The organism is Pseudomonas sp. PS01297 (assembly GCF_029959305.1).
Taxonomy (GTDB): domain Bacteria; phylum Pseudomonadota; class Gammaproteobacteria; order Pseudomonadales; family Pseudomonadaceae; genus Aquipseudomonas; species Aquipseudomonas helleri.
Genome location: NZ_JASCPQ010000095.1, coordinates 1 through 20,242, shown reverse-complemented (window position 1 = coordinate 20,242; position 20,242 = coordinate 1). Strand labels below are relative to the sequence as shown.

At 58.4% G+C, this 20,242-nt stretch carries 25 protein-coding genes; 10 read left to right on the top strand and 15 right to left on the bottom strand.

Going from position 1 to position 20,242, the window contains the following annotated elements; translation table 11 throughout:
• Positions 1 to 67: 67 nt before the first annotated feature.
• The 6 genes from QMX84_RS21970 to QMX84_RS21945 form a co-directional block, all read right to left on the bottom strand.
• Positions 68 to 409, bottom strand: coding sequence for a HopJ type III effector protein (locus QMX84_RS21970; protein ID WP_282364770.1), 342 nt, complete (start codon positions 407 to 409; stop codon positions 68 to 70).
• The gene (locus tag QMX84_RS21965; RefSeq protein ID WP_048390258.1) at positions 406 to 699 is read right to left on the bottom strand and encodes a DUF1244 domain-containing protein; all 294 of its coding nucleotides are present in this window, start codon (positions 697 to 699) and stop codon (positions 406 to 408) included. Before QMX84_RS21965 ends, QMX84_RS21970 begins: the two co-directional genes overlap by 4 nt.
• 30 nt (positions 700 to 729) lie before the next feature.
• Positions 730 to 1,101, bottom strand: coding sequence for a dihydroneopterin triphosphate 2'-epimerase (folX, locus tag QMX84_RS21960; protein ID WP_048368312.1), 372 nt, complete (start codon positions 1,099 to 1,101; stop codon positions 730 to 732).
• Positions 1,101 to 1,664: a GTP cyclohydrolase I FolE gene (folE, locus tag QMX84_RS21955; protein ID WP_262125036.1), complete on the bottom strand. Its 564-nt coding sequence runs from the start codon at positions 1,662 to 1,664 to the stop codon at positions 1,101 to 1,103. Before folE ends, folX begins: the two co-directional genes overlap by 1 nt.
• 22 nt (positions 1,665 to 1,686) lie before the next feature.
• Complete coding sequence (gene folM / locus QMX84_RS21950) at positions 1,687 to 2,397, bottom strand: dihydromonapterin reductase (protein WP_262125037.1); 711 nt, start codon at positions 2,395 to 2,397, stop codon at positions 1,687 to 1,689.
• A gap of 95 nt (positions 2,398 to 2,492) precedes the next feature.
• A complete protein-coding gene (locus QMX84_RS21945; RefSeq protein ID WP_262125038.1) occupies positions 2,493 to 3,062 on the bottom strand; it encodes an antibiotic biosynthesis monooxygenase in 570 nt (189 codons plus the stop codon).
• A gap of 181 nt (positions 3,063 to 3,243) precedes the next feature.
• Here QMX84_RS21945 and QMX84_RS21940 point away from each other — a divergent pair, with 181 nt between their 5' ends.
• Positions 3,244 to 4,191 carry a MerR family transcriptional regulator gene (locus QMX84_RS21940; protein WP_282364769.1) on the top strand — a complete coding sequence of 316 codons (948 nt, stop codon included), beginning with the start codon at positions 3,244 to 3,246 and terminating at the stop codon, positions 4,189 to 4,191.
• Here QMX84_RS21940 and QMX84_RS21935 read toward each other — a convergent pair.
• A complete protein-coding gene (locus QMX84_RS21935; protein WP_048390249.1) occupies positions 4,169 to 4,645 on the bottom strand; it encodes a PAS domain S-box protein in 477 nt (158 codons plus the stop codon). The genes QMX84_RS21940 and QMX84_RS21935 overlap by 23 nt on opposite strands.
• Before the next feature lie 134 nt (positions 4,646 to 4,779).
• On the opposite strand from QMX84_RS21935, the gene QMX84_RS21930 reads away from it, so the two are divergent.
• A complete protein-coding gene (locus QMX84_RS21930; protein ID WP_262125042.1) occupies positions 4,780 to 5,235 on the top strand; it encodes a flavodoxin in 456 nt (151 codons plus the stop codon).
• Here QMX84_RS21930 and QMX84_RS21925 read toward each other — a convergent pair.
• A complete protein-coding gene (locus QMX84_RS21925; RefSeq protein WP_048390245.1) occupies positions 5,216 to 6,115 on the bottom strand; it encodes a LysR family transcriptional regulator in 900 nt (299 codons plus the stop codon). The genes QMX84_RS21930 and QMX84_RS21925 overlap by 20 nt on opposite strands.
• Positions 6,116 to 6,213: 98 nt before the next feature.
• Between QMX84_RS21925 and QMX84_RS21920 the strand changes: the two genes are divergently transcribed.
• The 3 genes from QMX84_RS21920 to QMX84_RS21910 all read left to right on the top strand — a co-directional run bounded on the left by QMX84_RS21920 (position 6,214) and on the right by QMX84_RS21910 (position 8,489).
• Positions 6,214 to 6,600 (top strand): CidA/LrgA family protein, encoded by a 387-nt coding sequence (locus QMX84_RS21920; RefSeq protein WP_153333289.1) that lies wholly within the window; start codon positions 6,214 to 6,216, stop codon positions 6,598 to 6,600.
• Positions 6,590 to 7,276 carry an LrgB family protein gene (locus QMX84_RS21915; protein ID WP_153333287.1) on the top strand — a complete coding sequence of 229 codons (687 nt, stop codon included), beginning with the start codon at positions 6,590 to 6,592 and terminating at the stop codon, positions 7,274 to 7,276. The genes QMX84_RS21920 and QMX84_RS21915 overlap by 11 nt, the downstream gene beginning before the upstream one ends.
• 388 nt (positions 7,277 to 7,664) lie before the next feature.
• Positions 7,665 to 8,489: an SDR family oxidoreductase gene (locus QMX84_RS21910; protein WP_282364768.1), complete on the top strand. Its 825-nt coding sequence runs from the start codon at positions 7,665 to 7,667 to the stop codon at positions 8,487 to 8,489.
• Between the two features lie 86 nt (positions 8,490 to 8,575).
• Here the strand turns inward: QMX84_RS21910 and QMX84_RS21905 are convergent, their stop codons facing one another.
• Together QMX84_RS21905 and QMX84_RS21900 are read right to left on the bottom strand one after the other, a co-directional pair.
• Positions 8,576 to 9,487, bottom strand: a complete 912-nt coding sequence (locus tag QMX84_RS21905) for a LysR family transcriptional regulator (RefSeq protein WP_282364767.1) — start codon at positions 9,485 to 9,487, stop codon at positions 8,576 to 8,578.
• Positions 9,488 to 9,524: 37 nt separating this feature from the next.
• Positions 9,525 to 10,319, bottom strand: coding sequence for an IclR family transcriptional regulator (locus QMX84_RS21900; RefSeq protein ID WP_123749636.1), 795 nt, complete (start codon positions 10,317 to 10,319; stop codon positions 9,525 to 9,527).
• Between the two features lie 160 nt (positions 10,320 to 10,479).
• Here QMX84_RS21900 and hmgA point away from each other — a divergent pair, with 160 nt between their 5' ends.
• The 4 genes from hmgA to QMX84_RS21880 all read left to right on the top strand — a co-directional run bounded on the left by hmgA (position 10,480) and on the right by QMX84_RS21880 (position 14,961).
• The gene (gene hmgA / locus QMX84_RS21895) at positions 10,480 to 11,784 is read left to right on the top strand and encodes a homogentisate 1,2-dioxygenase (RefSeq protein ID WP_282364766.1); all 1,305 of its coding nucleotides are present in this window, start codon (positions 10,480 to 10,482) and stop codon (positions 11,782 to 11,784) included.
• Between the two features lie 2 nt (positions 11,785 to 11,786).
• On the top strand, positions 11,787 to 13,091 hold the full coding sequence (gene fahA / locus QMX84_RS21890) for a fumarylacetoacetase (protein ID WP_262125051.1): 1,305 nt from the start codon (positions 11,787 to 11,789) through the stop codon (positions 13,089 to 13,091).
• A gap of 10 nt (positions 13,092 to 13,101) precedes the next feature.
• Positions 13,102 to 13,731 carry a maleylacetoacetate isomerase gene (gene maiA, locus QMX84_RS21885; RefSeq protein ID WP_262125053.1) on the top strand — a complete coding sequence of 210 codons (630 nt, stop codon included), beginning with the start codon at positions 13,102 to 13,104 and terminating at the stop codon, positions 13,729 to 13,731.
• Between the two features lie 204 nt (positions 13,732 to 13,935).
• Entirely contained in the window at positions 13,936 to 14,961 is a 1,026-nt protein-coding gene (locus tag QMX84_RS21880; RefSeq protein WP_262125054.1) for a Glu/Leu/Phe/Val dehydrogenase dimerization domain-containing protein, read from the top strand.
• Positions 14,962 to 14,983: 22 nt separating this feature from the next.
• Here the strand turns inward: QMX84_RS21880 and QMX84_RS21875 are convergent, their stop codons facing one another.
• The 3 genes from QMX84_RS21875 to QMX84_RS21865 all read right to left on the bottom strand — a co-directional run bounded on the left by QMX84_RS21875 (position 14,984) and on the right by QMX84_RS21865 (position 16,305).
• Positions 14,984 to 15,358: a MerR family transcriptional regulator gene (locus QMX84_RS21875; RefSeq protein ID WP_048368286.1), complete on the bottom strand. Its 375-nt coding sequence runs from the start codon at positions 15,356 to 15,358 to the stop codon at positions 14,984 to 14,986.
• A gap of 36 nt (positions 15,359 to 15,394) precedes the next feature.
• Positions 15,395 to 15,970 (bottom strand): NAD(P)H-dependent oxidoreductase, encoded by a 576-nt coding sequence (locus tag QMX84_RS21870; protein WP_262125056.1) that lies wholly within the window; start codon positions 15,968 to 15,970, stop codon positions 15,395 to 15,397.
• A 77-nt stretch (positions 15,971 to 16,047) separates the two neighbouring features.
• Entirely contained in the window at positions 16,048 to 16,305 is a 258-nt protein-coding gene (locus QMX84_RS21865) for a YebG family protein (protein ID WP_048368282.1), read from the bottom strand.
• A gap of 244 nt (positions 16,306 to 16,549) precedes the next feature.
• Between QMX84_RS21865 and QMX84_RS21860 the strand changes: the two genes are divergently transcribed.
• The gene (locus QMX84_RS21860) at positions 16,550 to 17,050 is read left to right on the top strand and encodes a phosphate-starvation-inducible PsiE family protein (protein ID WP_019410844.1); all 501 of its coding nucleotides are present in this window, start codon (positions 16,550 to 16,552) and stop codon (positions 17,048 to 17,050) included.
• A 76-nt stretch (positions 17,051 to 17,126) separates the two neighbouring features.
• Here the strand turns inward: QMX84_RS21860 and QMX84_RS21855 are convergent, their stop codons facing one another.
• Complete coding sequence (locus tag QMX84_RS21855; RefSeq protein ID WP_048391044.1) at positions 17,127 to 17,552, bottom strand: HPF/RaiA family ribosome-associated protein; 426 nt, start codon at positions 17,550 to 17,552, stop codon at positions 17,127 to 17,129.
• A 200-nt stretch (positions 17,553 to 17,752) separates the two neighbouring features.
• A complete protein-coding gene (gene fecA, locus QMX84_RS21850; protein ID WP_282364765.1) occupies positions 17,753 to 20,083 on the bottom strand; it encodes a TonB-dependent Fe(3+) dicitrate receptor FecA in 2,331 nt (776 codons plus the stop codon).
• Positions 20,084 to 20,242 lie beyond the last annotated feature (159 nt).

The window sequence follows — 20,242 nt, the reverse complement described above, 5'->3', positions numbered from 1 at the left end:
GAGCTTGCCTCGCGATCTTTTGATTTTTTTAAAAGATCGCGAGGCAAGCTCGCTCCTACAAGGCTTTTTAAGCCTTGCGCGTCAGTGGCTGGGTCTGGAATGTAACCCCGGCCAGGCCGTGGCTGATCAGCGCGCGGATGTTTCCGTGGTCGGTGCCTTCTGGCGTCGCCAGTACTGAGCGGTAATGCTCGCCGAACGCCAGCAGCGCTTCTTGATCGCTGAACCCTTCGAGCAGGGCCAGGCCCAAGGTCTTGCATGAGCCTTCGTTTTGCCCGGCCGCGTTCTCGACGCCGCCGTTGTTGAAAGCCTGCGGCTGGTAATCGTACTGCGCGGCGATAAACGCAAGCGTGTCGGCAAATACGTGTTCGCCGCTGTTGAGGCTGGCGCGCAGGGTGTTCAAATCAGTCATTCGTGTTTTCCTTTGGCGAACGCCGCTACTTGTTCGGCGCTGGCTTCTTTCTGGTAAAGGGATTTCCATTCGGCGTACGGCATGCCGTAGACCACTTCACGGGCGTCATCGAGGCTAACCTCGATCTGGCGCTCATCTGCCGCGGCCTTGTACCACTTGGACAGGCAGTTACGGCAAAAACCCGAGAGGTTCATCAGGTCAATATTTTGTACGTCTTTGCGGCTGTCCAGATGCGCGACAAGGCGGCGAAAGGCGGCAGCTTCAAGTTCAAGTTGTTCTTGGGGCGTCATAAAATTTACCTGGGTTCAGTGGGCTGCAGCTTAGCGGCAAGCCGCTAGCGTAATCGACACCGATTCAGCAAAGCGCAGGGCGTGGGGCTTGTCGACCTCGACTTCGGCGTACTGCACGGCAGTGTTGCTCATCACCAGGTCGAGCAGTTCCTGGGTCAGGCGCTCAAGCAGGGCGAAGCGGTTCTCTTCAACGTGCTGAATCACCGCCTTGGTGATGGTCCGGTAATTCAGGGCGTGATCGATGTCGTTATCCCGTACCGCTTCTTGCGCGGCATACAGGATGGTGAGGTTGATCAACACATCCTGCTTATTGAGGATCTCGTCTTCATTAATCCCGATAAAGGTGCGCAGACGCAGGTCTTTGACACGGATGCGGGCCGTTCCTGGCTGAAGTTGTGGCATTACGACTTGCTCCGTCCAATCAATTGCAGGAACTCCATGCGGGTGCTGCTTGACTCGCGGAACGCGCCAAGCATGACCGAGGTGTTCATGGTCGAATTCTGTTTTTCTACACCGCGCATCATCATGCACATGTGCTTGGCTTCGATCACCACGGCAACGCCTGCCGCCTGGGTAATGGTCTGAATGGCGTCGGCGATTTCCCGGGTGAGGTTTTCCTGGATCTGCAGGCGACGGGCAAACATGTCGACGATGCGGGCAACCTTCGACAGCCCCAATACTTTGCCGGTCGGGATGTAGGCCACGTGGGCCTTGCCAATAAACGGCAGCAGGTGGTGCTCGCACAACGAGTAAAGCTCGATGTCAGCGACGATCACCATTTCATCGCTGTCTGAGGCAAACAGAGCGCCGTTGACGATTTCCTCAACGCTCTGGCCATAGCCGTGACACAGATACTGCATGGCCTTGGCGGCGCGTTTCGGGGTGTCGAGCAGGCCTTCACGCTCAGGGTTTTCACCGAGGCCGACCAGGATCTCGCGGTAATGCTCAGGCAATGATGTGCTCATGAAATACTTCCTCGCGGACGTCTTACTTAACGTGTCGTCCGCCGTTGACGGTCAAGGTGGTGCCGGTCACGTACGGGTTATCCAGCAGGTAGCGCAGGCTTTGATAAATCACCTCGGCGCCGGGCTCTATGCCCAGGGCTGACTTGGCCAAGGCGTTGGCGCGATACGCCGCGTCGTCGTCAGGGTTGAACATCAGCAACGCCGGGGCGATGCCGTTTACTTTGATATGGGGCGCCAGTTTAGCTGCGAATGACAGCGTGAGGCTGTCGAGCCCGGCTTTGGTGGCGCAATAGGCAATGTGCTTGCTACTGCCTTTGCGGGTCACGTCATCGCTGATATGCACGATGTCGGCCGGGCTTGAGCGCAACAACAATTCGCTGCAATGCAGGTTAATCAGATACGGGGCGAGCATGTGCACGCTGAACATCTGGGTAAAGGCGCTGGTTTCAGTGCCAGGCGTCTCTGCCAGCCACGCTGAGGCGTTATGGACGATAGCCCGCAACGTGTCGGTGTGGGCTTTAAGCCGCTCGATAAAGTCGAGAATGCCGCCTTCACTGGAAAAGTCGGCATACAACGTGGTCGCCCCCAGCTCGCGCAACGCCTGCACGCCGGGCTTTTCGCTGCGATAGCTGATGATGACGGGATAACCGTCAGCCAGCAGTTGCCGGGCACAGTGCAAACCAATGCGCTGGCCAGCACCAGTGATCAGGATCGGGACAGAAGACGTGGGCATGACGGGCTCTATGCGAAATAGCCGGAAACAGTCGCGGCGCAATGGCAAAACTATACCAGCGTCCGCGACCTGACTGCCAAGCCCGGGGCGATCGGTTAACTGCGTTGCGCGAGGGAGTTTGTGCGCAAGGGCTTGTTGGACGTGCTGTGCAGCCAGCCTGCGAGTAAATGGGTCGAAAGCGGAATAAACAGATAAACCATCAGTGGCGTCAGGGCCAAGGTGCTGACAAATACCCGTGGCAATAAACTCAACTCGCCCAGTAATGGGCCCAGCGCAAAGTTGAACAACAACGACACCGGAAAGAACGCCAGCCAGATGGCCACGGCCTGTTTCCAGCGCGGTGGGCGCTGCCCGGCGGCGCCAAACCAGCCGTCGATGCCGCTGACGCGATGCTCTGAAGGGTTGGCAAACAGGTGGCTGCCGCGCTGCAACCAGGCTTTGCGCGACACCGAGTGTTCCCACGCGTGCAGGGTGGCTTCGTCGGCAAAGCGGAAAATGATCTGGAATTCATCGTCGCCCGGGGGCGGAGCCAGCACGCCTGAACCCAAGTAACCGGGAAAGTCGGTGGCTAACTGTTCGCCTTCGTGCAGCCAGGCGATCAGTTCCTGGTAACGGCCTTTCGCGACACGGCGCGCGACCATCAAGGTGACAGGGGAGGTAGACATTGTGTATCTCCATGAGGCTGATGCTGCCCGGGTAGGGCAACCACAAAACACAGCGCCGGGGTGGTGGGCTGTGTCTGGAAAAACAAGCAAGGATTGTTCCCGAATGCAGTCAACGGGATCGCCACAGCGAGGGAGATGAAGCGTAGAATCCCTCAATTCACTCTTGTAACAGGCCTTAACCATGCCCGTGATCACTGAACTTGAGCCCGTTGCGCTCGCGGCAGGTCAGCCAGAACTGCCGGGCCTGTACCCGATCAGAGAAGTCGCCCGGCTCACCGGCATTAACCCGGTGACCTTGCGTGCGTGGGAGCGGCGCTATGGTTTGATCCAGCCGACGCGCACCGAAACAGGGCATCGCTTGTACACAATGAGCGATATTGAGGCAGTGCGTCAGGTCATGGGCTGGCTTGAGCGCGGCGTTGCGGTCAGCAAAGTGGCCGAATTGCTGGCGCGCCCAACCGCTTCTGTCAGCGTGCCGAAAGAGGCCTTGGTTGACGAATACGAACAATGGCAAGCACGTGTTCAAGCTGCGCTCAGCGCCTTTAACGAAGCTGAACTGGATCGCCTGTACGGGCAGATTTTCTCCAGTTACCCGCTGGAAGTCGTGTTCAAAAGCATCTTGATGCCGCTCTGGGAGCAACTGCTCAAGGCGCAAGATGAGTTTGGCCGCACCAGCGAATGGTTGCTGCTTGATCGCTTTTTGCGCGGCCGCGTTCAGCAGCGCCTGCACCTGCAACCCATGGACGCCCACAATTGCGTGTTGCTAGTGGGACTGCCCGAGTTGTGCACAGAGCTGGAACTGCTGGTGACCGGTTTGCTGTTGAGTCGCAATGACCGGCTGATCAGGGTATTGGCCGTTGGCCAGCCGCTGGATGAGCTGTCACTGATCTGTGAGCAGGTTCAGCCTCGTGCGGTGGTGCTGTTCGCCCGGCAGGTAGTGGGCGCGGCCCATCAGCGCCGCTTGGTACGCCTTGCGCAATCGCTGGACTGTTCAGTGGCGCTGGCCGGTGAGGCCGCCAATGTGGCACAAGACGCACTGGCAGGTTCATCGATTGCCTGCCTGGGCAGCGAGACCGCTTTGATCAACCAGCGCCTGGACGCTGAGCTTAAGCAAGCGGCGGCGCGCTAACACCGTTGGCCGCTTTGAGCGCCTCCAGTTCAGCTTTTACTGCCGCCAACTCGATCTCCAGTTGAGCGGCTTTTTGCTGAGCTTTTACCTGTTGGGTGACATCCTTTTGCACCCCAATAAAGTAGGTCAGTTGATCAGCGTCGTTGAACACCGGCGTGATCGACAATTCGTTCCAGAAGTACGAACCATCTTTGCGGTAATTACGCAGCACCTGACGTGTCGGCTCTCCGCTGGCGATGGCCTCGCGGATCAAGTGCAAACCAATCTGGTCACGGTCACCTGACTGTAAAAAGCGGCAGTCCTGATACAGGATGTCGTCGCTGCTGTAGCCCGTCAGTGCCTCAAACGCTTTATTGACGTAGATAAGGATGTTGTCTTCACCTTCCTGCTCGGCCACCACAATACCGTCCTGGGACGCGTCCACCATGCGCTGCAGTAAACGGGCGTTGATCATGGTGCAGCACTCCAAAAGTCAGATAAGTTCGAGCCATTTTAGGACATCGCGACAAGCTGTCTACGTGCTATCACCGAAAGCATGGCGTCACCTGTTAGTATCCCTGCCTTTTAGTCAGTTACAGGATCAGATTGATGAAAGTCGCCATCCTTTCAGGCTCGGTGTACGGCACCGCAGAAGAAGTCGCCCGCAACGCTAAACAACTGCTGACCGATGCCGGTTTTGAGGTGCTGTTTAATCCGCGCGCAAAGCTGGCCGATATTCAGGCCTTTGCTCCGGACGCTTTTTTGGCGGTGACCTCGACCACCGGCATGGGCGAGCTGCCTGATAACCTGACCCCGTTGTACAGCGAGATCCGTGACCTGCTGCCCGCCGCCTGGCGCGGTCTGCCGGGTGCCGTGATCGCGCTGGGCGACTCCAGCTATGGCGATACCTACTGCGGCGGTGGCCAACTGCTTACTGAACTGTTTGCCGAGCTGGGCCTGCGTGAAGTCCAGCCGATGCTGCGCCTGGATGCCAGCGAAACCGTTAACCCTGAAGGCGACTCCGAGCCGTGGGTTGAAGACTTCATCAAAGCACTGACCCAGTAATCGACCGCTCACGCAGCAGCTCCAGCCAGGCTTGAGCTGCGCGTGACAAGTACGCGCCTTCGCGCCAGATAAAGGCGATGTCCCAGCGCAGGGTGTCGGGAGCAATCAGCTTTAAACGTATGACGTCGGGGCGCACCAGTTCGCGCGCGACCACGCTGGGCAACAAGACCACGCCCTGGCCGGCCGCCACCAGCGCCACCAAAAAGTCCGACTGGCCGCTGCGCCCGCCTTCCTTGGGGGTAAAGCCCATTTGCTGGCAGGCCTGGACCACGCGATCGTTAAGCACAAAGCTGCGTTGATAGAGTAAAAACGGAGTCTCGGCCAGTTGCTCCAGGCGCACGCTGCCGCCTTCTGCCAGCGGATGATTGGCCGGTAGCAAGGCGTCCAGCGGCTCGTCGCAAAAGGGTTGCCAGGAAAACGCCTGATTGTTTTTGGGCGTCAGGCTGCCGCCCAACTCCAGTTCGCCGCTCAACACCGCCTGTTCAATATTCAAACTGCCGCCTTCGAGCAGTTGCACCTGAATATTCGGGTAGCGACGCCGGTACTCGGCAAACAGGTTGGCAAACAGCGCATTACCGCCCAGCAGCGGCAAACCCAGTTTCAACTCGCCGCGTTCCAGATGGCTCAAGTCATCAAGCTCACTCAATAACTCTTTGTGCAACCGCAGCATGCCTTCGGCGCGTTGCAGCACCACCTGTCCGGCTGCCGTGAGGCGCACGTGCGAGCCGAACCGGTCAAACAGCGTCGTGCTGAGGCTGTGCTCCAGTTGCGCAACTTGTTTGCTCACCGCCGATTGGCTGATGTGCAGGTGCTGGGCGGCCTGGGTAAAGCCGCCGTGGCGTACCACCTCAACGAAGGTACGCAGTTGTTTGAATTCCATGATGTGATTCCAGATTGGAATGCAGGCCAGTCTAACAATTCGTTTTAGGTATGGAAGGTGCATCTTTAAACTGAACGCCTGTCTGCACTGGAACCACTATGAAACGCTTCGATGTAAAACGCATGGGTCGGCTGATCAGTGAAATCGCCGTATTGCTGGCCATCTATTTCGTTGGCTGCCAGATCGCCGCGTGGTTGCAGGTGCCGATCCCCGGCGGGGTGATGGGCATGATCCTGTTGCTGCTGGCCTTCGCCCTGGGCTGGGTCAAGCCTGCCACCTTGCAGTTGGGCGCCGGTGTGCTGATGGCCGAAATGCTGTTGTTCTTTATTCCCGCCTTGATGAGCCTGCTCGATCACGGCGCTTTGGTGCGTGACGAGGGCTGGCGCATTTTGTTGGTGATTGGCGTGAGTACCCTGTTGGTGATGATCGTCACGGCCTTTACCGTTGAAGCCGTTTGCCGCTGGAAGCTGCGCCATGAAAGCTGAACTGATGCCGATGTTCTGGCTGGTGCTCACGCTGGGGACTTACGGCCTGAGCCGCTGGTTGTACCGGCGCACCGGGCGCTACCTGTTGTCGCCGCTGATTCTGGTGCCTGCCCTGTTGCTGGCCGTGGCCGCGCCGCTGCACACCGCCTACGCCGAATATTCCCGTGATACCCATTGGCTGATGCTGGTGCTCGGCCCGGTGACCGTCGCGTTCGCCGTACCGATTTGGCAGCAGCGCAAGCTGCTGGCGCGGCATTGGCTGGCGTTGTTGCTCGGCATGATGGCGGGCAGTGTCGCCTCGATTGGCAGCTCGTACTGGCTGGCCAAAGTGCTGGCACTCGACACATCACTGACCTTGTCGCTGGTGCCGCGCTCCATTACCACGCCGTTCGCCATGCCCGTTGCGCAAAGCCTGGGCGGCGTGCCGGAACTCACCGCCGTGTTCGTGATGTTCACGGGCGTGTTTGGCGCCATGATGGGCGGCATCCTGCTCAAATGGTTACCGTTGCGCAGCAGCCTGGCGCGCGGCGCACTGTTTGCGGTCGGTGCTCACGGTGCGGGCGTTAGCCGTGCCCGTGAAGTGGGCAGCGAAGAAGGCTCGGTGGCCGGTTTGGTCATGGTCCTCACCGGGATCCTCAACCTGCTGGCCGCGCCCTTGTTGATGCTGGTGATTTGAAGCCCGCATCCGGGCTTAAATCTCGGGCATAAAAAAGGCCGCTGTAAAACAGCGGCCAAAGAAGACGTTCATCAAGGAGCAGCAAATCAACGTCAGGGTAAACAGTGTGAGCAGAATCGCTGTGACTCGATGCTCTGGCGGGTGGGTGTGCCCGGAAAGTGCGACAAGAATAAGGGCTCGCTGACCTGGGAGTAAGGCCGGTTTACGACAAGCTCTGTTACAAATTAGGCAACAGTCAGCCAGGCCAGCACCGCTCTGCGTCGCGGCTTGCCACTGCACGCACAATGTTGCGATTGATGCAAATGGCTCACTAAGGCATCCCTGATTTCGGTCTTAAACCGACGCCATTTCCCGCTCAGACTGGTTGCACTTCTGAAAGGGGAACCCCATGAAAAAAACCATGCTGATCACCGGTAGCTCCAGCGGCGTCGGGGCTGCGACGGCCCGGTACTTTGCCGAACATGGCTTCAATGTTGTCGCCACTGTGCGTAATCCCGATGCCGACCATGCGCTGGACGGTATTGCGAACCTGATGGTTGTAAGGCTGGATGTCGAAGACACCGCCAGCATCGATAACGCGCTGACCGTGGCACTGGAACGATTTGGCCGAATTGACGTGGTCATCAACAACGCGGGTTACGGCCAGTACGGTGTGATTGAAGGGATGCCCATCGAAAAGATTCGCAAAAATTATGATGTGAATGTTTTCGGCGCTATCAATGTGATCCAGCGCGTCATTCCGATACTCCGCCAGCAGGGCGGCGGGATGATTTTGAACGTCGGTTCCTGTGGCGGTATTTTCGGCCTGCCCAACAGCTCGGTGTACATCTCGACCAAGTTCGCCCTCGAAGGCTTTACCGAGTCGATTGCCTACGAACTGGCCTCGCAGCATATCGTCATCAAACTGTTCGAGCCGGGCGGTATTATGACGCCATTCCATGAGCGCTCCGCGCGTGAAAGCAACGGCAATGGCAACGTACCCGCTTACGACGCATTTCTGGCCAGCACCCAAGAGGCGATGACCAAGCTGGCCGAAGGCGTGGCCACCCCCGAGCAGGTAGCCAAAGACATTTATGCCGCCGCCACCGACGGCACAGACCGGCTGCGTTATTGCGCGCCGTATGGCGTCGAACATTTGGTTAAAGCGCGCCGGGAACTGGATGATCAAGCCTGCGAACGCTTTATGCGGGCGCAGTTTCCGGGAGCGAACTGATGCAGTTCAAGCCGTCACGCTGATAAACCCTGTAGGAGCGAGCTTGCCTCGCGATCTTTTGATCGTTTAAAGGTTCGCGAGCAAAGTCAGTTTTTAAGCGGGCGATCACTGCGCAAACTGTCTATCAGCGCCCGTAATCCGGACGGCACAAGCCGGTGGCCCGGGTAATAAAGTGCCAGACCGGGGAAGGGTTCGCACCAGTCGAGCAGCAAGGGGACCAATTCGCCCCGAGCGATATCAGCCCGGATACTGGAGTCATCGACGTAGGCGATGCCCGCACCCTGTTTCGCGGCTTCGACGATCAGCGTCTGGGCATTAACGATGAAATTGCCTTGTGGCTTGACCACGCTGCGTACGTCACCGCGCACAAATTCCCAGTGGTAGATCTGCCCGTTTGAAAAGCGATAGGCCAGGCAGTTGTGCTGGCTCAATTGCTCGGGGGAATCGGGCGTGCCGTGACGCGCCAGATAGTCAGGGGAGGCGACCACCAGCGGGCGAAACACTTCCGGGCCCAAGGCCACGGCGATCATGTCTTTTGGTACCTGATCGCGCAGGCGGATGCCCGCGTCCAGGTTGTCCGCAACAATATCGACCAAGCCTTCTTGCACGACGATTTCGACCTGCATGTCTGGAAAGCGCTGCAAAAACGCGGTAAACGCCGGGTACATCACAATCCGCGCTGCCGTCTCCGAAGCGCTGATGCGCAGCGTTCCCTGAGGCGATTGCCGAAAAGCGTTCAGGCCTTCTTCCGCGAGCTGGATTTCTTCAATCGCCGGGCTGATTCGCTCAACAAACAACCTGCCAGCCTCCGACAGCGACACAGAACGAGTGGTGCGGTTAAACAACCGTGTCCCCATCCGCGCTTCCAGGTTGGTAATCGCATGGCTTAGCGCAGACGCAGAAATCTCAAGCTCATCGGCCGCTTTGCGAAAGCTTCTGTGGGTGCTGATGGCCAACACTGCATAAAGGTCGAACAAGGTTGTTTTACTGGGCTTCATTGTGCGACGCCTTTTGTGTGCTCAACACGCAACGTGATCAACCGGGCTGGTAGCCCATGCGCCAACTGACGGCGTGGGCCGCCGCCAGCAACCGCTGCGCGGCCGGGCCATGTTCATCGGCATGGAACAGTGAGGTAGGCCCGACCACGGTCAGCACGCCCGCCACTTTGCCGGTTGCTTCAAACACCGGCGCTGACAGCGCATCGACCCCAGGCATCAACAGGCCGTGCACAAAATGCAGACCACGGGTGCGGATCTGTTCGCTGATCGCGGTATAGGCCTGGGCAGGTTGCAGCGGGTGCAGGTGGTCGGTGGCAAGTTCCAGCGCGCGTAATTCGGCGGTTTCGCGATCAGGCAAAAAGGCGTTGAACACCAGCCCTGTGGATGAACTGAGCAGCGGCAGCACCGAACCCAGCTTGGTCACCACCGTGACCGCACGAACGGCGGCTTCGATGTGCACCACGGTCGCGCCCTGATTGCCCCACACGGCCAAAAAACAGGTTTCGTTCAAGTCATCACGCAGCTCAGCCATTGGCAGGGCGGCGACTTTGAGCACATCCATGCTGTTGAGCGCGGCCAACCCCACGCGCAATGCCTCGCGACCCAGGGCGTAATGGTTGGTGGCGGTATTTTGCTCGGCAAACCCGCTGGCAATCAGCGCCTGCAAATAACGATGGACCTTGCTCGCCGGCATCTGCACGTGCTCGGCCAGACGCGATAACGAGGTCGATGGCGACAGCTCGGCCAAGGCTTTGAGGATGTCGGTGCCGACTTCAGCAGAGCGCACTTTCTGTTTGCCGGTGCTGTCAGCGGTGCTTGGAGGCTTTTGCATGGGGGCGCGGGTCTCGGGATGAATGGGCGTCTTTATAGCTTGACGCTTACTGCCAATCAAATTACGTTATGCGTAATTCGATTACGATAAAAATAACGCAGTGACACACACGCGGTTCAGCGTTGAGTGAGTCCACTGTTTTCTCCACTCTGGAGGCTCCATGAACCTCGACTCGTCTTTGTCTGACCTCGCGTATCAATCCGGGTTTGGCAACGAATTCAGCAGTGAAGCATTGCCGGGCGCGTTGCCCGTCGGGCAAAACTCTCCGCAAAAAGTCCCCTATGGCCTGTACGCCGAATTGCTGTCCGGCACGGCATTCACCATGGCTCGCAGCGAGTCGCGGCGCACCTGGATGTACCGGATCAAGCCGTCCGCCAATCACCCGGCCTTTACCAAGCTTGAGCGCCAATTGGCCGGTGGCCCGTTGGGGCCGGTGACGCCTAACCGCCTGCGCTGGAACCCGCTGCCAATTCCTGCCGAGCCCACCGATTTTATCGACGGTCTGGTCGGCATGGTCGCCAACGCTGGCCCGGACAAACCTGCCGGGATCAGCATCTACAGCTACCGCGCCAACACCTCGATGCAGCGTGTGTTTTTCAATGCTGATGGCGAGTTGCTGCTGGTGCCGGAGCAGGGCCGTTTGCGCATTGCCACCGAGTTGGGGCGCCTGGACCTTGAGCCTCTGGAAATTGCCGTGATCCCGCGAGGGCTCAAGTTCCGCGTTGAACTGCTCGACGCACAAGCCCGCGGCTATATCGCAGAAAACCACGGCGCGCCGTTGCGCCTCCCCGATCTAGGGCCGATTGGCAGCAATGGCCTGGCCAACCCGCGTGACTTCCTGAGCCCGACTGCGCACTTCGAAGATTCGCAGCAGCCGGTCACCCTGGTGCAAAAGTTTCTCGGCGAACTGTGGGGTTGCGAGCTGGATCACTCGCCGCTGAACGTGGTCGCGTGGCATGGCAACAATGTACCGTACAAATATGACCTGCGCCGTTTCAACACCATCGGCACCGTCAGCTTCGATCATCCCGATCCGTCGATCTTTACCGTGCTGACCTCGCCGACCAGCGTGCCGGGGCTGGCCAACCTCGATTTCGTGATCTTCCCGCCGCGCTGGATGGTGGCAGAAAACACCTTCCGGCCGCCGTGGTTCCACCGCAACTTAATGAACGAGTTCATGGGCCTGATCCAGGGCAGCTATGACGCCAAGGCCGAAGGCTTCTTGCCCGGCGGTGCTTCGCTGCACAGTTGCATGAGCGCCCACGGTCCGGATGCCGAAACCTGCAGCAAAGCCATTGCGGCCGATCTGCAACCGAGCAAAATCGACAACACCATGGCCTTTATGTTTGAGACCAGCCAGGTGCTGCGTCCGAGCCAATTCGCCCTCGAGTGCCCGCAGTTGCAACCTCATTACGACGCCTGCTGGGCTTCATTGCCCTCGACCTTTACCCCGAACCGGAGATAACCATGACCCAGTCCACCTTAATCCGTAGCTGGATCGCCTCCGCCAATGGTCACAGCGATTTCCCGTTACAAAACCTGCCGCTGGGTGTGTTCAGCATTCAGGGTTCTGCCCCGCGCAGCGGCGTTGCGATCGGCGAGCACATCTTTGACCTGGAAGCCGCATTGGTTGCCGGTTTGTTCGAAGGGCCTGCCAAAGTCGCCGTAGAGGCCTCGTTGGGCGGCGCCTTGAACGCCTACTTTGCCTTGGGCAAAAGCGCTCGCGTGGCTTTGCGTGAACGCTTGCTGGAACTGCTCAGCGAAGGCAGCACCCTGCGCGGCAAGATCGAAGCCCAGGGCGCAAAACTGCTACCGCTGGCTAGTGATTGCGAGCTGCACCTGCCCGCCAAAATCGGTGACTACACCGACTTCTACGTGGGTATCGAACACGCGAAAAACGTCGGCAAACTGTTCCGCCCCGACAATCCGCTGCTGCCCAACTACAAGTACGTACCGATCGGCTACCACGGCCGTGCCTCGACCATTCGCCCGTCGGGCGTCGACGTGCGCCGTCCTAAAGGCCAAACCTTGCCCGCCGGGCAGACCGAGCCGGTGTTTGGCCCCTGCGCCCGTCTGGACTATGAGCTGGAGTTGGGCATCTGGATTGGTCAGGGTAACGACATGGGTGATGCCATCGCGATCGGTGAGGCGAGCGACCACATTGCCGGTTTCTGCCTGCTTAACGACTGGTCGGCGCGTGACATTCAGGCGTGGGAATACCAGCCGCTGGGGCCGTTCCTGTCCAAAAGCTTTATCACCAGTATCTCGCCATGGGTGGTGACCGCCGAAGCCCTGGAACCGTTCCGCCGTGCACAACCTGCGCGCCCGCAAGGTGATCCGCAGCCGCTGCCGTATCTGCTGGATGCCCACGACCAGGCCCACGGTGCATTGGACATCGAACTGGAAGTGCTGCTGTTGACCGCATCGATGCGCGAGCAAAACCTGCCTGCGCAGCGTTTGGGCTTGAGCAACAGCCTGAACATGTACTGGACCGCCGCGCAGTTGGTGGCTCACCACAGCGTCAACGGTTGCCAATTGCAGCCGGGTGACCTGTTCGGCTCGGGCACCTTGTCGGGCCCTGACCATGCGCAACTGGGCAGCCTGCTGGAAATCACCGAAGGCGGTAAGCATCCGGTGGAACTGGCGTCGGGTGAAGTGCGCAAATTCCTTGAGGACGGCGACGAAATCATCTTCCGCGCCCGTTGCAAGCGCGAAGGTTTTGCCTCAATCGGTTTCGGCGAATGCCGCGGCAAGGTTGTCGCTGCACGCTGAGGAGCGAGCCATGGAACTCTTTGCTTACTACCGTTCGACCTCGTCGTACCGGGTGCGCATCGCTTTGGCACTCAAAGGCCTGGATTACCAGGCCGTGCCGATCAACCTGCTCAAGGGCGAGCAGCGCCAGCCCATTTACCAGGCGATCAACCCGCAGGGCCGTGTACCGGCCTTGCGCACCGATGACGGCAACGTATTGATCCAGTCACCGGCGATCATCGAATACCTCGAAGAGCGCTACCCGGTGCGGCCATTACTGTCAGAAGACCTGATCACCCGCGCTCACGAACGTGCCGTTGCGGCCTTGGTGGCCTGCGATATCCACCCGTTGCACAACGTCAGCGTGCTCAACCAACTGCGCCAACAGGGGCAGAACGAAGAGCAGGTGAGCCAGTGGATCGAGCATTGGATCAGTCAGGGTTTGGCGGCCATCGAACACATGATCGGTGACAGCGGCTATTGCTTTGGCCCGGAGCCGGGCTTGGCAGACGTGTACCTGATCCCGCAGGTATACGCGGCACAACGGTTCAACGTGTCGCTGGCGGCTTGTCCACGCATTGCGAGGGTGGCGGCATTGGCCGAACAGCACCCGGCCTTTATCCAGGCGCATCCGGCACGGCAACCGGATACGCCGATCTAACAGACGCTAAACAGTGTAGGAGCCGCCGAAGGCTGCGATCTTTTGATCTTGAAAATCAAACCATCGCAGCCGTCGGCCCCTACGGACGTTCTCCATATACCTGTAACCAGCGCAAATCCTCGAACCTTATTCCTGCTCACTTCTACGCCTTTTTTTGCGACGGCCTATACTGGCGTTTACCTGTCACCGATCGAGGGCTGGTTAATGTTTGCTCTCATGCAAAGCGCTCATGTGGAGTCGCTGCACCTCAGTATTGATCCCGTTACAGGGCTTAAAGCCGTGATTGCCATTCACAGCAGTCGCTTGGGGCCAGCGTTGGGTGGGTGCCGTTATCTGGCGTACCCCAACGACGAAAGTGCAGTCGGCGATGCGGTCCGTCTGGCCCAGGACATGAGCTATAAAGCAGCGCTGGCCGGGCTGGCAGTCGGCGGAGCAAAAGCGGTCATCATGCGCGCGCCTCATGTTGAAAGCCGTTCAGCGCTGTTTGAAGCATTTGGGCGCTGCGTGGAGCAACTCGACGGCCGCTACATCACGGCCATCGACAGCGGCACCTCCACCGCCGATATGGACTGCATCGCCCAATACACTCGCCACGTCACCAGCACCACCGCTGCCGGTGATCCTTCGGCGCACACGGCCATGGGCGTGTTTGCCGGCATCCGCAGCACCGCCTCATCGCGGCTGGGCAGTGACAACCTTGAAGGCCTGCGAGTGGCTATTCAAGGCTTGGGCAAAGTTGGCTACGCCCTGGCCGAGCAACTGCATGCCGCTGGCGCCGAGTTGCTGGTGTGCGACACCGACCCTGGCAAAGTGCGCTTGGCCATGGAGCAGTTGGGCGCCCACCCGGTGGCCTGCGAAGCCTTGCTCAGCACGCCGTGTGACATTCTGGCGCCGTGCGGCTTGGGCGGCGTGTTGAACTGGCACAGCGTCGCCCAATTGCGCTGCTCTGCCGTGGCCGGATGCGCCAACAATCAGTTGACCAACTTGCAAGTGGCCGACCAGTTGGAGCGTCGCGGCATTTTGTATGCACCCGATTACGTCATCAATTCGGGCGGGCTGATCTACATGGCGTTGACCCACCAAGGGGCGCAGCCAGAAACCATCAATCAGCATTTGCTGCAAATCAGCAAAAGGTTGACCGGCATCTACGCCCACGCCCAGGCCGAAAAACGTTCACCGGCCCGGGTTTCGGACGAATTGGCGCAGAAGCTGCTGTATGGGCAGGACTAAAAGCGGGCCGGTTTTCTGCAGGTTAAGGATCGCAGCCAGGATTCACAGGTTGTGAGGCATCCTTGAAACGGGTTTCAAATTCAACCAACTGCGCCTGCACCTGTTGCAATGCTTCGATCTGCCTCGCCACAGCATTTTTTTTCACCTCGATGGCGTTGCTGACCACCTCCCACGGCAAGGGTTGCCCTGGGTGGTTCTCGACAATCGTGAGCATTTCCTTAAGCTTGAAACCCAACTGCTGTGCACACTTGATGAACTTCAGCCACTCAACACTGTGTTGGGAGTAGATGCGGTATTTGCCCTGACGTTGAGGGGAGGGCAACAAGCCGATGGCTTCGTAGTGACGAATGCTTTTTATGGTCGTGCCTGACAATTGGGCCGCTTTGCCGATGTACATGAAAGGTCCTTAAAAGAGGCGTCGGCCGACGGAGCATTAGCGACGGGCAAGCGTCATGGCCTGTTGCAGCCACCTTTGCCGTTGAGTTGTGGTCGAAGTTAACACTGGGCCGAACATCAAGGTGGTCAGCGGTTTTATGCCGCAAAACGCCAAAGTGTGCTTGCGCATTTGATGAAGCCCCGGCATCCAGTAAACCCATTTGTAATACCACGGTGCAGTGTCCATGGCGACCAGCAGGTGGGCGGTGCGGCCTTTGAGCAATTTGTCAGGGAAGACTTTGCCCTGGCGGTACTTGAAGGCAAAGCCTGGCAGGAAGGTGCGGTCGATAAAGCCTTTGAGCAAAGCCGGAACGCCGCCCCACCACAGTGGAAACACAAACACCAGATGCTCGGCCCACATGATGTCTGCCTGGGCATCGAGCAGGTCTTGTTCCAGTGTCTGGATCTGGTTGTAACCTTCGTGCAGCACCGGGTCAAAGTTCAGAGCACCCAGTTGCATTATGCGCACCTCGCGACCAGCCTGCGTTGCTGCCTCGAAATAACAGGTTGCTATCGCGCCACAGAAACTGTCGGTCGAGGGATGCCCCAGAATGATCAGTACACGCTTGCTCATCGCTACACTCACCTGAAAGAAGGCCTTTCAAGGTAAACGTTGCCCCAAAGGGGAGAGTCAAGCGAGGGCGCGACTGATTACTCGCTCTCGACCAGCAGCTCGGACAGCGCGTCGGGCTGGCTCTTGAAGGCCTTGGCGAACACATCGCGGTTTTTCGCCATGTAGATGCCGGCTTCTTCAACTTGCTGCTCGTTCAGCGACGGCACAGCTTTTTGCAACACCTCAGCCAGCAGCTCGGCCAGCTCGAGCATTTTGTCATGACGGTCAGCTTCGGCTTTATCCATGAACAAGCGCTCCAGATCTCGGCTGCTGCGGTATACCACTTCGACGGCCATTTACCACCTCATATGCCTTCACGATAAGTTGTCTTACGAATACTGTGTTTTTATACAGCCAAAAGCATAAGCCAATCATCGCCCTTTGAATAGCGACTTTTTGACTCTAGCTGCAAATGGCAGAGGACGTGTCTAATCGCGGCTGGCCATCATCTCACTGGCGGTGACTGGCCTTTTTTCTGCATGCAGAAAGCGTCACGTTCATCGCGGATGATCCGTTTTAATCGACTCAAGGAGCTGCATCGTGAGAGTAAACAAAGCTGAGAAGCTACGTCGCCGGGTTCATGAACTGGCCGAATCGATGGGCAATTTGTTCGTTGAAACCTTCCACTACCTGGCCTTGTTCGCCATTGGTGCTGTCACTGCCTGGGCGGCGGTGATGGAATTTCTGCAGATGGTGGAGAAGGGCAACATCAGCATCGACGACATTCTGCTGCTGTTTATCTACTTGGAACTGGGGGCGATGGTCGGGATTTATTTCAAGACCAACCACATGCCCGTGCGTTTCCTGATTTACGTGGCGATCACGGCGTTGACCCGCTTGCTGATTTCCAACGTCTCGCACCACAATCCGCCGGACATGGGCGTGGTGTACCTGACCGGGGCGATTCTGCTGCTGGCGTTTGCGATTCTGGTGGTGCGCTATGCGTCTTCGCAGTTCCCCTCAGTGAAGATCGAGAACCCGCATCGCAAGACCGGCGCCGGTTCTGGCGAGCACCCGGAGGTGGAGAAGGGCGAGTTGTAATCTGCTTTTTTGCACCACTAAAAAGGGCGGGCTTACCGAAGTAAGCCCGCCCTTTTTTAGTGCGCTTGGCGCTGAATCAGCTGTTGAGTGCAGCCTGTTCTTTTTCCAGGAATTCTTCTTCGAGCAAAACGTCAGCACTGGTTTTGTGCTCTTTCTCTCCGAACCCCTCAACGGGCAGTTTTGCGGTGTGTTTACCACGCAGCTTGCCGAACAAATGCTCCAGAGCGTGCTGCAGTTTGGTCGCAGCGCCTTCAACGGCGAGTGTCAGTTCATTAGCGTCGTGGGATACCAGAATCGGTTGGTGACCTTTTGGACGAGCCTCCATTTTGCAGCGTTTGTCTTTTGGACCGGACTTGCCGCCATTCTCATCGGTGACATGCACGATGACTCGAGTCAGGTCTAACAGGTAACGCTCGAGCGTAACTTCAACTGTAGCTGTCACCCAATTCTGGGTGCGTGCGTCAACAGCGATGTTTTTATCGGAAAAGACTTCAGTTTGCATAATGCTTCCCTTATCTAGCGTGCTCGTGTGAGTTGTGACGGCCTCGCGACTCAAAGGTTCATCGTCAGCGCTCACCTACAGTGTTTGAGCCGATGAGCAAATATTTCAAGCACTATTTTCAGGAAAAATCATTGGCCCTGATCCGCGTCAGTCTTTGACCGGGACAAAGGCCCGCGTGGACGGGCCATGGCCGATTTATATCAAAATGCAACAGAGGTCTGGACATACACGGTGCGAGGTTCGCCCACGTATTTGCCTTTGTTGTTGTCGTCAAACGAGCGTGTGTAGTACTCGTGGTTGAAGATGTTTTTAACGCCGACAGCCACGTTCAAGTCAGACAATTGATGGCCGAAATCGTAGCCGACGCGGGTGTTGAACAGCATGTAGCCGGGGATCAGGCCGGTGCTGCCGTCAGCGCTTTCAGTGCGGGTGTTGGCGTTGTCAGCGAACTGGTTGCTCTGGAAAGTGCTGTCCAGGTTGGCCTTCCACGGGCCTTGGGTGTAAGCAACGCCAAGGCTGCCTTTGTTTTTCGAGGAGAACGGCACACGATTACCTTTGTTCGGTCCATCTTCGCGGATGGTCGCGTCAACATAGGCGTAGGTGGCATACACGTCGAAACCGGCCAGTTCCGGGCTCAAGCCTTCGAGCGCATAGTTGACGCTGGCTTCGATGCCTTGATGGCGGGTTTTACCCCGGGCGATCACGGTGTCGGTGGTCTGGTTGCTGTCGTATTGATTGTTGAAGTTGATCAAAAATGCGCCGATCTCCGCGCGCAGGTTGCCATTGTCGTAGCGCGTGCCCAGCTCCCAGGTGCGGGCTTTTTCAGGTTTTACTTCGCCGCCGGTGACCCGGTTCGGCATCTGGCTGTACTGCACACTGCCGAACGAGCCTTCGGTGTTGGCGTAAATATTCCAGCTGTCGGTTACGTGGTACATCACGTTGAGTGCAGGCAGCGGCGTGTTGTAGTCGCCTTTATATTTCACGTGGGTCAGCAGGTTGGTTTGCTGCTGTTCGATCATTTCGTAGCGAATGCCGGGCGTGAATGTCCACTTGCCGATGTTGATTTTGTCGTCGATGAAAAAGGCGTGCGCCTCGGTGGCTCCGCGAGTGTCGCGGTCGTTGCGGCTGCTGGTGGTCGGCAATTGGTTGTCAGCGATAGGCGTGCGGTAGCGCAATTCGTGCCCGGCTTCGTTGATGTAGCGATATCCCACGCCCACTTCGTGCACGCTGCTGCCCAGGTCAAAGCCTTGGGCCAGGCGCGTTTCAACCCCGCGCACCCAGTACTCGCGGGGTGACAGCGAGAGGAAAGTGCCTTGATCCAGATACCCGCTGCGCAGGGTTTTGGTGAAGAAGCTGTTCACCGTGAATTCGCGGCGGTCTTCCTGGTAGCGATAACCAAAATTGACCAGCGTGCGGCGGCCCCAGAACTTGTCGTTCGGGCGGGTCGATTGATACGGATCAGCCTTGTAAGCCGCGGTGCTCAGGCCGCCCGGCATTTGGGCCTCGCCGTCGTAGTACTGGGCCATGGCGTTGAAACTGTTGGCTTCGTCGAGCTGGTAGTTGCCCTTGAGAATCAGGTCATCAATGCGCGTGTCGCTGTGTTCGCGCCAGTCGCTGCCACGTGTTCCGGAGTAAAGCACGGCGCCGCCCAGGCCATTGTCGGCCGTGCCGCCTGCCAACAGATTGGCGGTTTTCTTGAAGCCGTCCTGGGTGGACGACGGGCTGGTTTCGGTCTGAACGCCCACTTTAACCGTCGGCTCGACGGGAATCGCGCGGGTCACAAAGTTGACGATGCCGCCCACGTTTTGCGGGCCGTAACGCACGGCACCGCCGCCGCGCACCACATCCACTGCGTCCATGTTGCCCATGCTCACCGGGGCAAAAGACAACTGAGGCTGACCGTACGGCGCAAACGGCACCGGAATGCCGTCCATCAACACCGTCGAGCGCGTGGCCAGGCGCGGGTTGAGACCACGTATACCGAAGTTGAGGGCCATGTCATGGCTGCCGGTGCCGTTGTTTTCCGGGGCGTTGACGCCGGGGATGCGGTTGAGTACCTCGCGGGCAGACGTGGCGCCCTGGCGTTCGAACTCTTCGCGGCGGATCACGTCACGGGCGCCCGGATGTTCGAACACATTGATTTGCTCGGCATCACCCAGCCAGTCGCCGACCACACTGGAGGCGCCCAGTTCGATGCTTTGCGGGGCGTCAGCAGCAGGTGCCGGTTGCAGGCTGAATGCGCCTTCGCCTTCTGAACGGGCTTGCAGGCCGGTGCCTTCGAGCAACGTTTGCAAGCCTTGCTCCGGGTTGAAGTTACCTTCCAGGCCGTGGCTTTGCAGGCCGCCGGCGGTGGCTGAACTGAAAGAAATCAGCACCCCGGCTTCACGTCCAAACTGATTCAGCGCGTTTTCCAGAGAGGAGGGCGCGATGTGATAGTGCTTGGCGTCAGGCTCGGCAACGGCGTTGAAGCTGAGGCTGGCACCCAGTAACACACTGGCCAGGGACGTAAGACGGAACGGCTGAGCGGGCATGAAAAAGTCCTGAGAAGAAGGGGTAAATCGAAGTGGCTTACCTTCTCTGTCACGCCAGATTTGAAAACAGCTCACGTTCTTTGAAATAAACACACACCGTGTAGGAGCGAGCTTGCCTCGCGATCTTTTGATCTTTAAAAAAGATCGCGAGGCAAGCTC

Excerpts from the sequence above, each read along its gene's own strand:
- QMX84_RS21970 (WP_282364770.1), bottom strand. The coding sequence starts at position 409 with ATGACTGATTTGAACACCCTGCGCGCCAGCCTCAACAGCGGCGAACAC.
- QMX84_RS21965 (WP_048390258.1), bottom strand. The coding sequence starts at position 699 with ATGACGCCCCAAGAACAACTTGAACTTGAAGCTGCCGCCTTTCGCCGC.
- folX (WP_048368312.1), bottom strand. The coding sequence starts at position 1,101 with ATGCCACAACTTCAGCCAGGAACGGCCCGCATCCGTGTCAAAGACCTG.
- folE (WP_262125036.1), bottom strand. The coding sequence starts at position 1,664 with ATGAGCACATCATTGCCTGAGCATTACCGCGAGATCCTGGTCGGCCTC.
- folM (WP_262125037.1), bottom strand. The coding sequence starts at position 2,397 with ATGCCCACGTCTTCTGTCCCGATCCTGATCACTGGTGCTGGCCAGCGC.
- QMX84_RS21945 (WP_262125038.1), bottom strand. The coding sequence starts at position 3,062 with ATGTCTACCTCCCCTGTCACCTTGATGGTCGCGCGCCGTGTCGCGAAA.
- QMX84_RS21940 (WP_282364769.1), top strand. The coding sequence starts at position 3,244 with ATGCCCGTGATCACTGAACTTGAGCCCGTTGCGCTCGCGGCAGGTCAG.
- QMX84_RS21935 (WP_048390249.1), bottom strand. The coding sequence starts at position 4,645 with ATGATCAACGCCCGTTTACTGCAGCGCATGGTGGACGCGTCCCAGGAC.
- QMX84_RS21930 (WP_262125042.1), top strand. The coding sequence starts at position 4,780 with ATGAAAGTCGCCATCCTTTCAGGCTCGGTGTACGGCACCGCAGAAGAA.
- QMX84_RS21925 (WP_048390245.1), bottom strand. The coding sequence starts at position 6,115 with ATGGAATTCAAACAACTGCGTACCTTCGTTGAGGTGGTACGCCACGGC.
- QMX84_RS21920 (WP_153333289.1), top strand. The coding sequence starts at position 6,214 with ATGAAACGCTTCGATGTAAAACGCATGGGTCGGCTGATCAGTGAAATC.
- QMX84_RS21915 (WP_153333287.1), top strand. The coding sequence starts at position 6,590 with ATGAAAGCTGAACTGATGCCGATGTTCTGGCTGGTGCTCACGCTGGGG.
- QMX84_RS21910 (WP_282364768.1), top strand. The coding sequence starts at position 7,665 with ATGAAAAAAACCATGCTGATCACCGGTAGCTCCAGCGGCGTCGGGGCT.
- QMX84_RS21905 (WP_282364767.1), bottom strand. The coding sequence starts at position 9,487 with ATGAAGCCCAGTAAAACAACCTTGTTCGACCTTTATGCAGTGTTGGCC.
- QMX84_RS21900 (WP_123749636.1), bottom strand. The coding sequence starts at position 10,319 with ATGCAAAAGCCTCCAAGCACCGCTGACAGCACCGGCAAACAGAAAGTG.
- hmgA (WP_282364766.1), top strand. The coding sequence starts at position 10,480 with ATGAACCTCGACTCGTCTTTGTCTGACCTCGCGTATCAATCCGGGTTT.
- fahA (WP_262125051.1), top strand. The coding sequence starts at position 11,787 with ATGACCCAGTCCACCTTAATCCGTAGCTGGATCGCCTCCGCCAATGGT.
- maiA (WP_262125053.1), top strand. The coding sequence starts at position 13,102 with ATGGAACTCTTTGCTTACTACCGTTCGACCTCGTCGTACCGGGTGCGC.
- QMX84_RS21880 (WP_262125054.1), top strand. The coding sequence starts at position 13,936 with ATGTTTGCTCTCATGCAAAGCGCTCATGTGGAGTCGCTGCACCTCAGT.
- QMX84_RS21875 (WP_048368286.1), bottom strand. The coding sequence starts at position 15,358 with ATGTACATCGGCAAAGCGGCCCAATTGTCAGGCACGACCATAAAAAGC.
- QMX84_RS21870 (WP_262125056.1), bottom strand. The coding sequence starts at position 15,970 with ATGAGCAAGCGTGTACTGATCATTCTGGGGCATCCCTCGACCGACAGT.
- QMX84_RS21865 (WP_048368282.1), bottom strand. The coding sequence starts at position 16,305 with ATGGCCGTCGAAGTGGTATACCGCAGCAGCCGAGATCTGGAGCGCTTG.
- QMX84_RS21855 (WP_048391044.1), bottom strand. The coding sequence starts at position 17,552 with ATGCAAACTGAAGTCTTTTCCGATAAAAACATCGCTGTTGACGCACGC.
- fecA (WP_282364765.1), bottom strand. The coding sequence starts at position 20,083 with ATGCCCGCTCAGCCGTTCCGTCTTACGTCCCTGGCCAGTGTGTTACTG.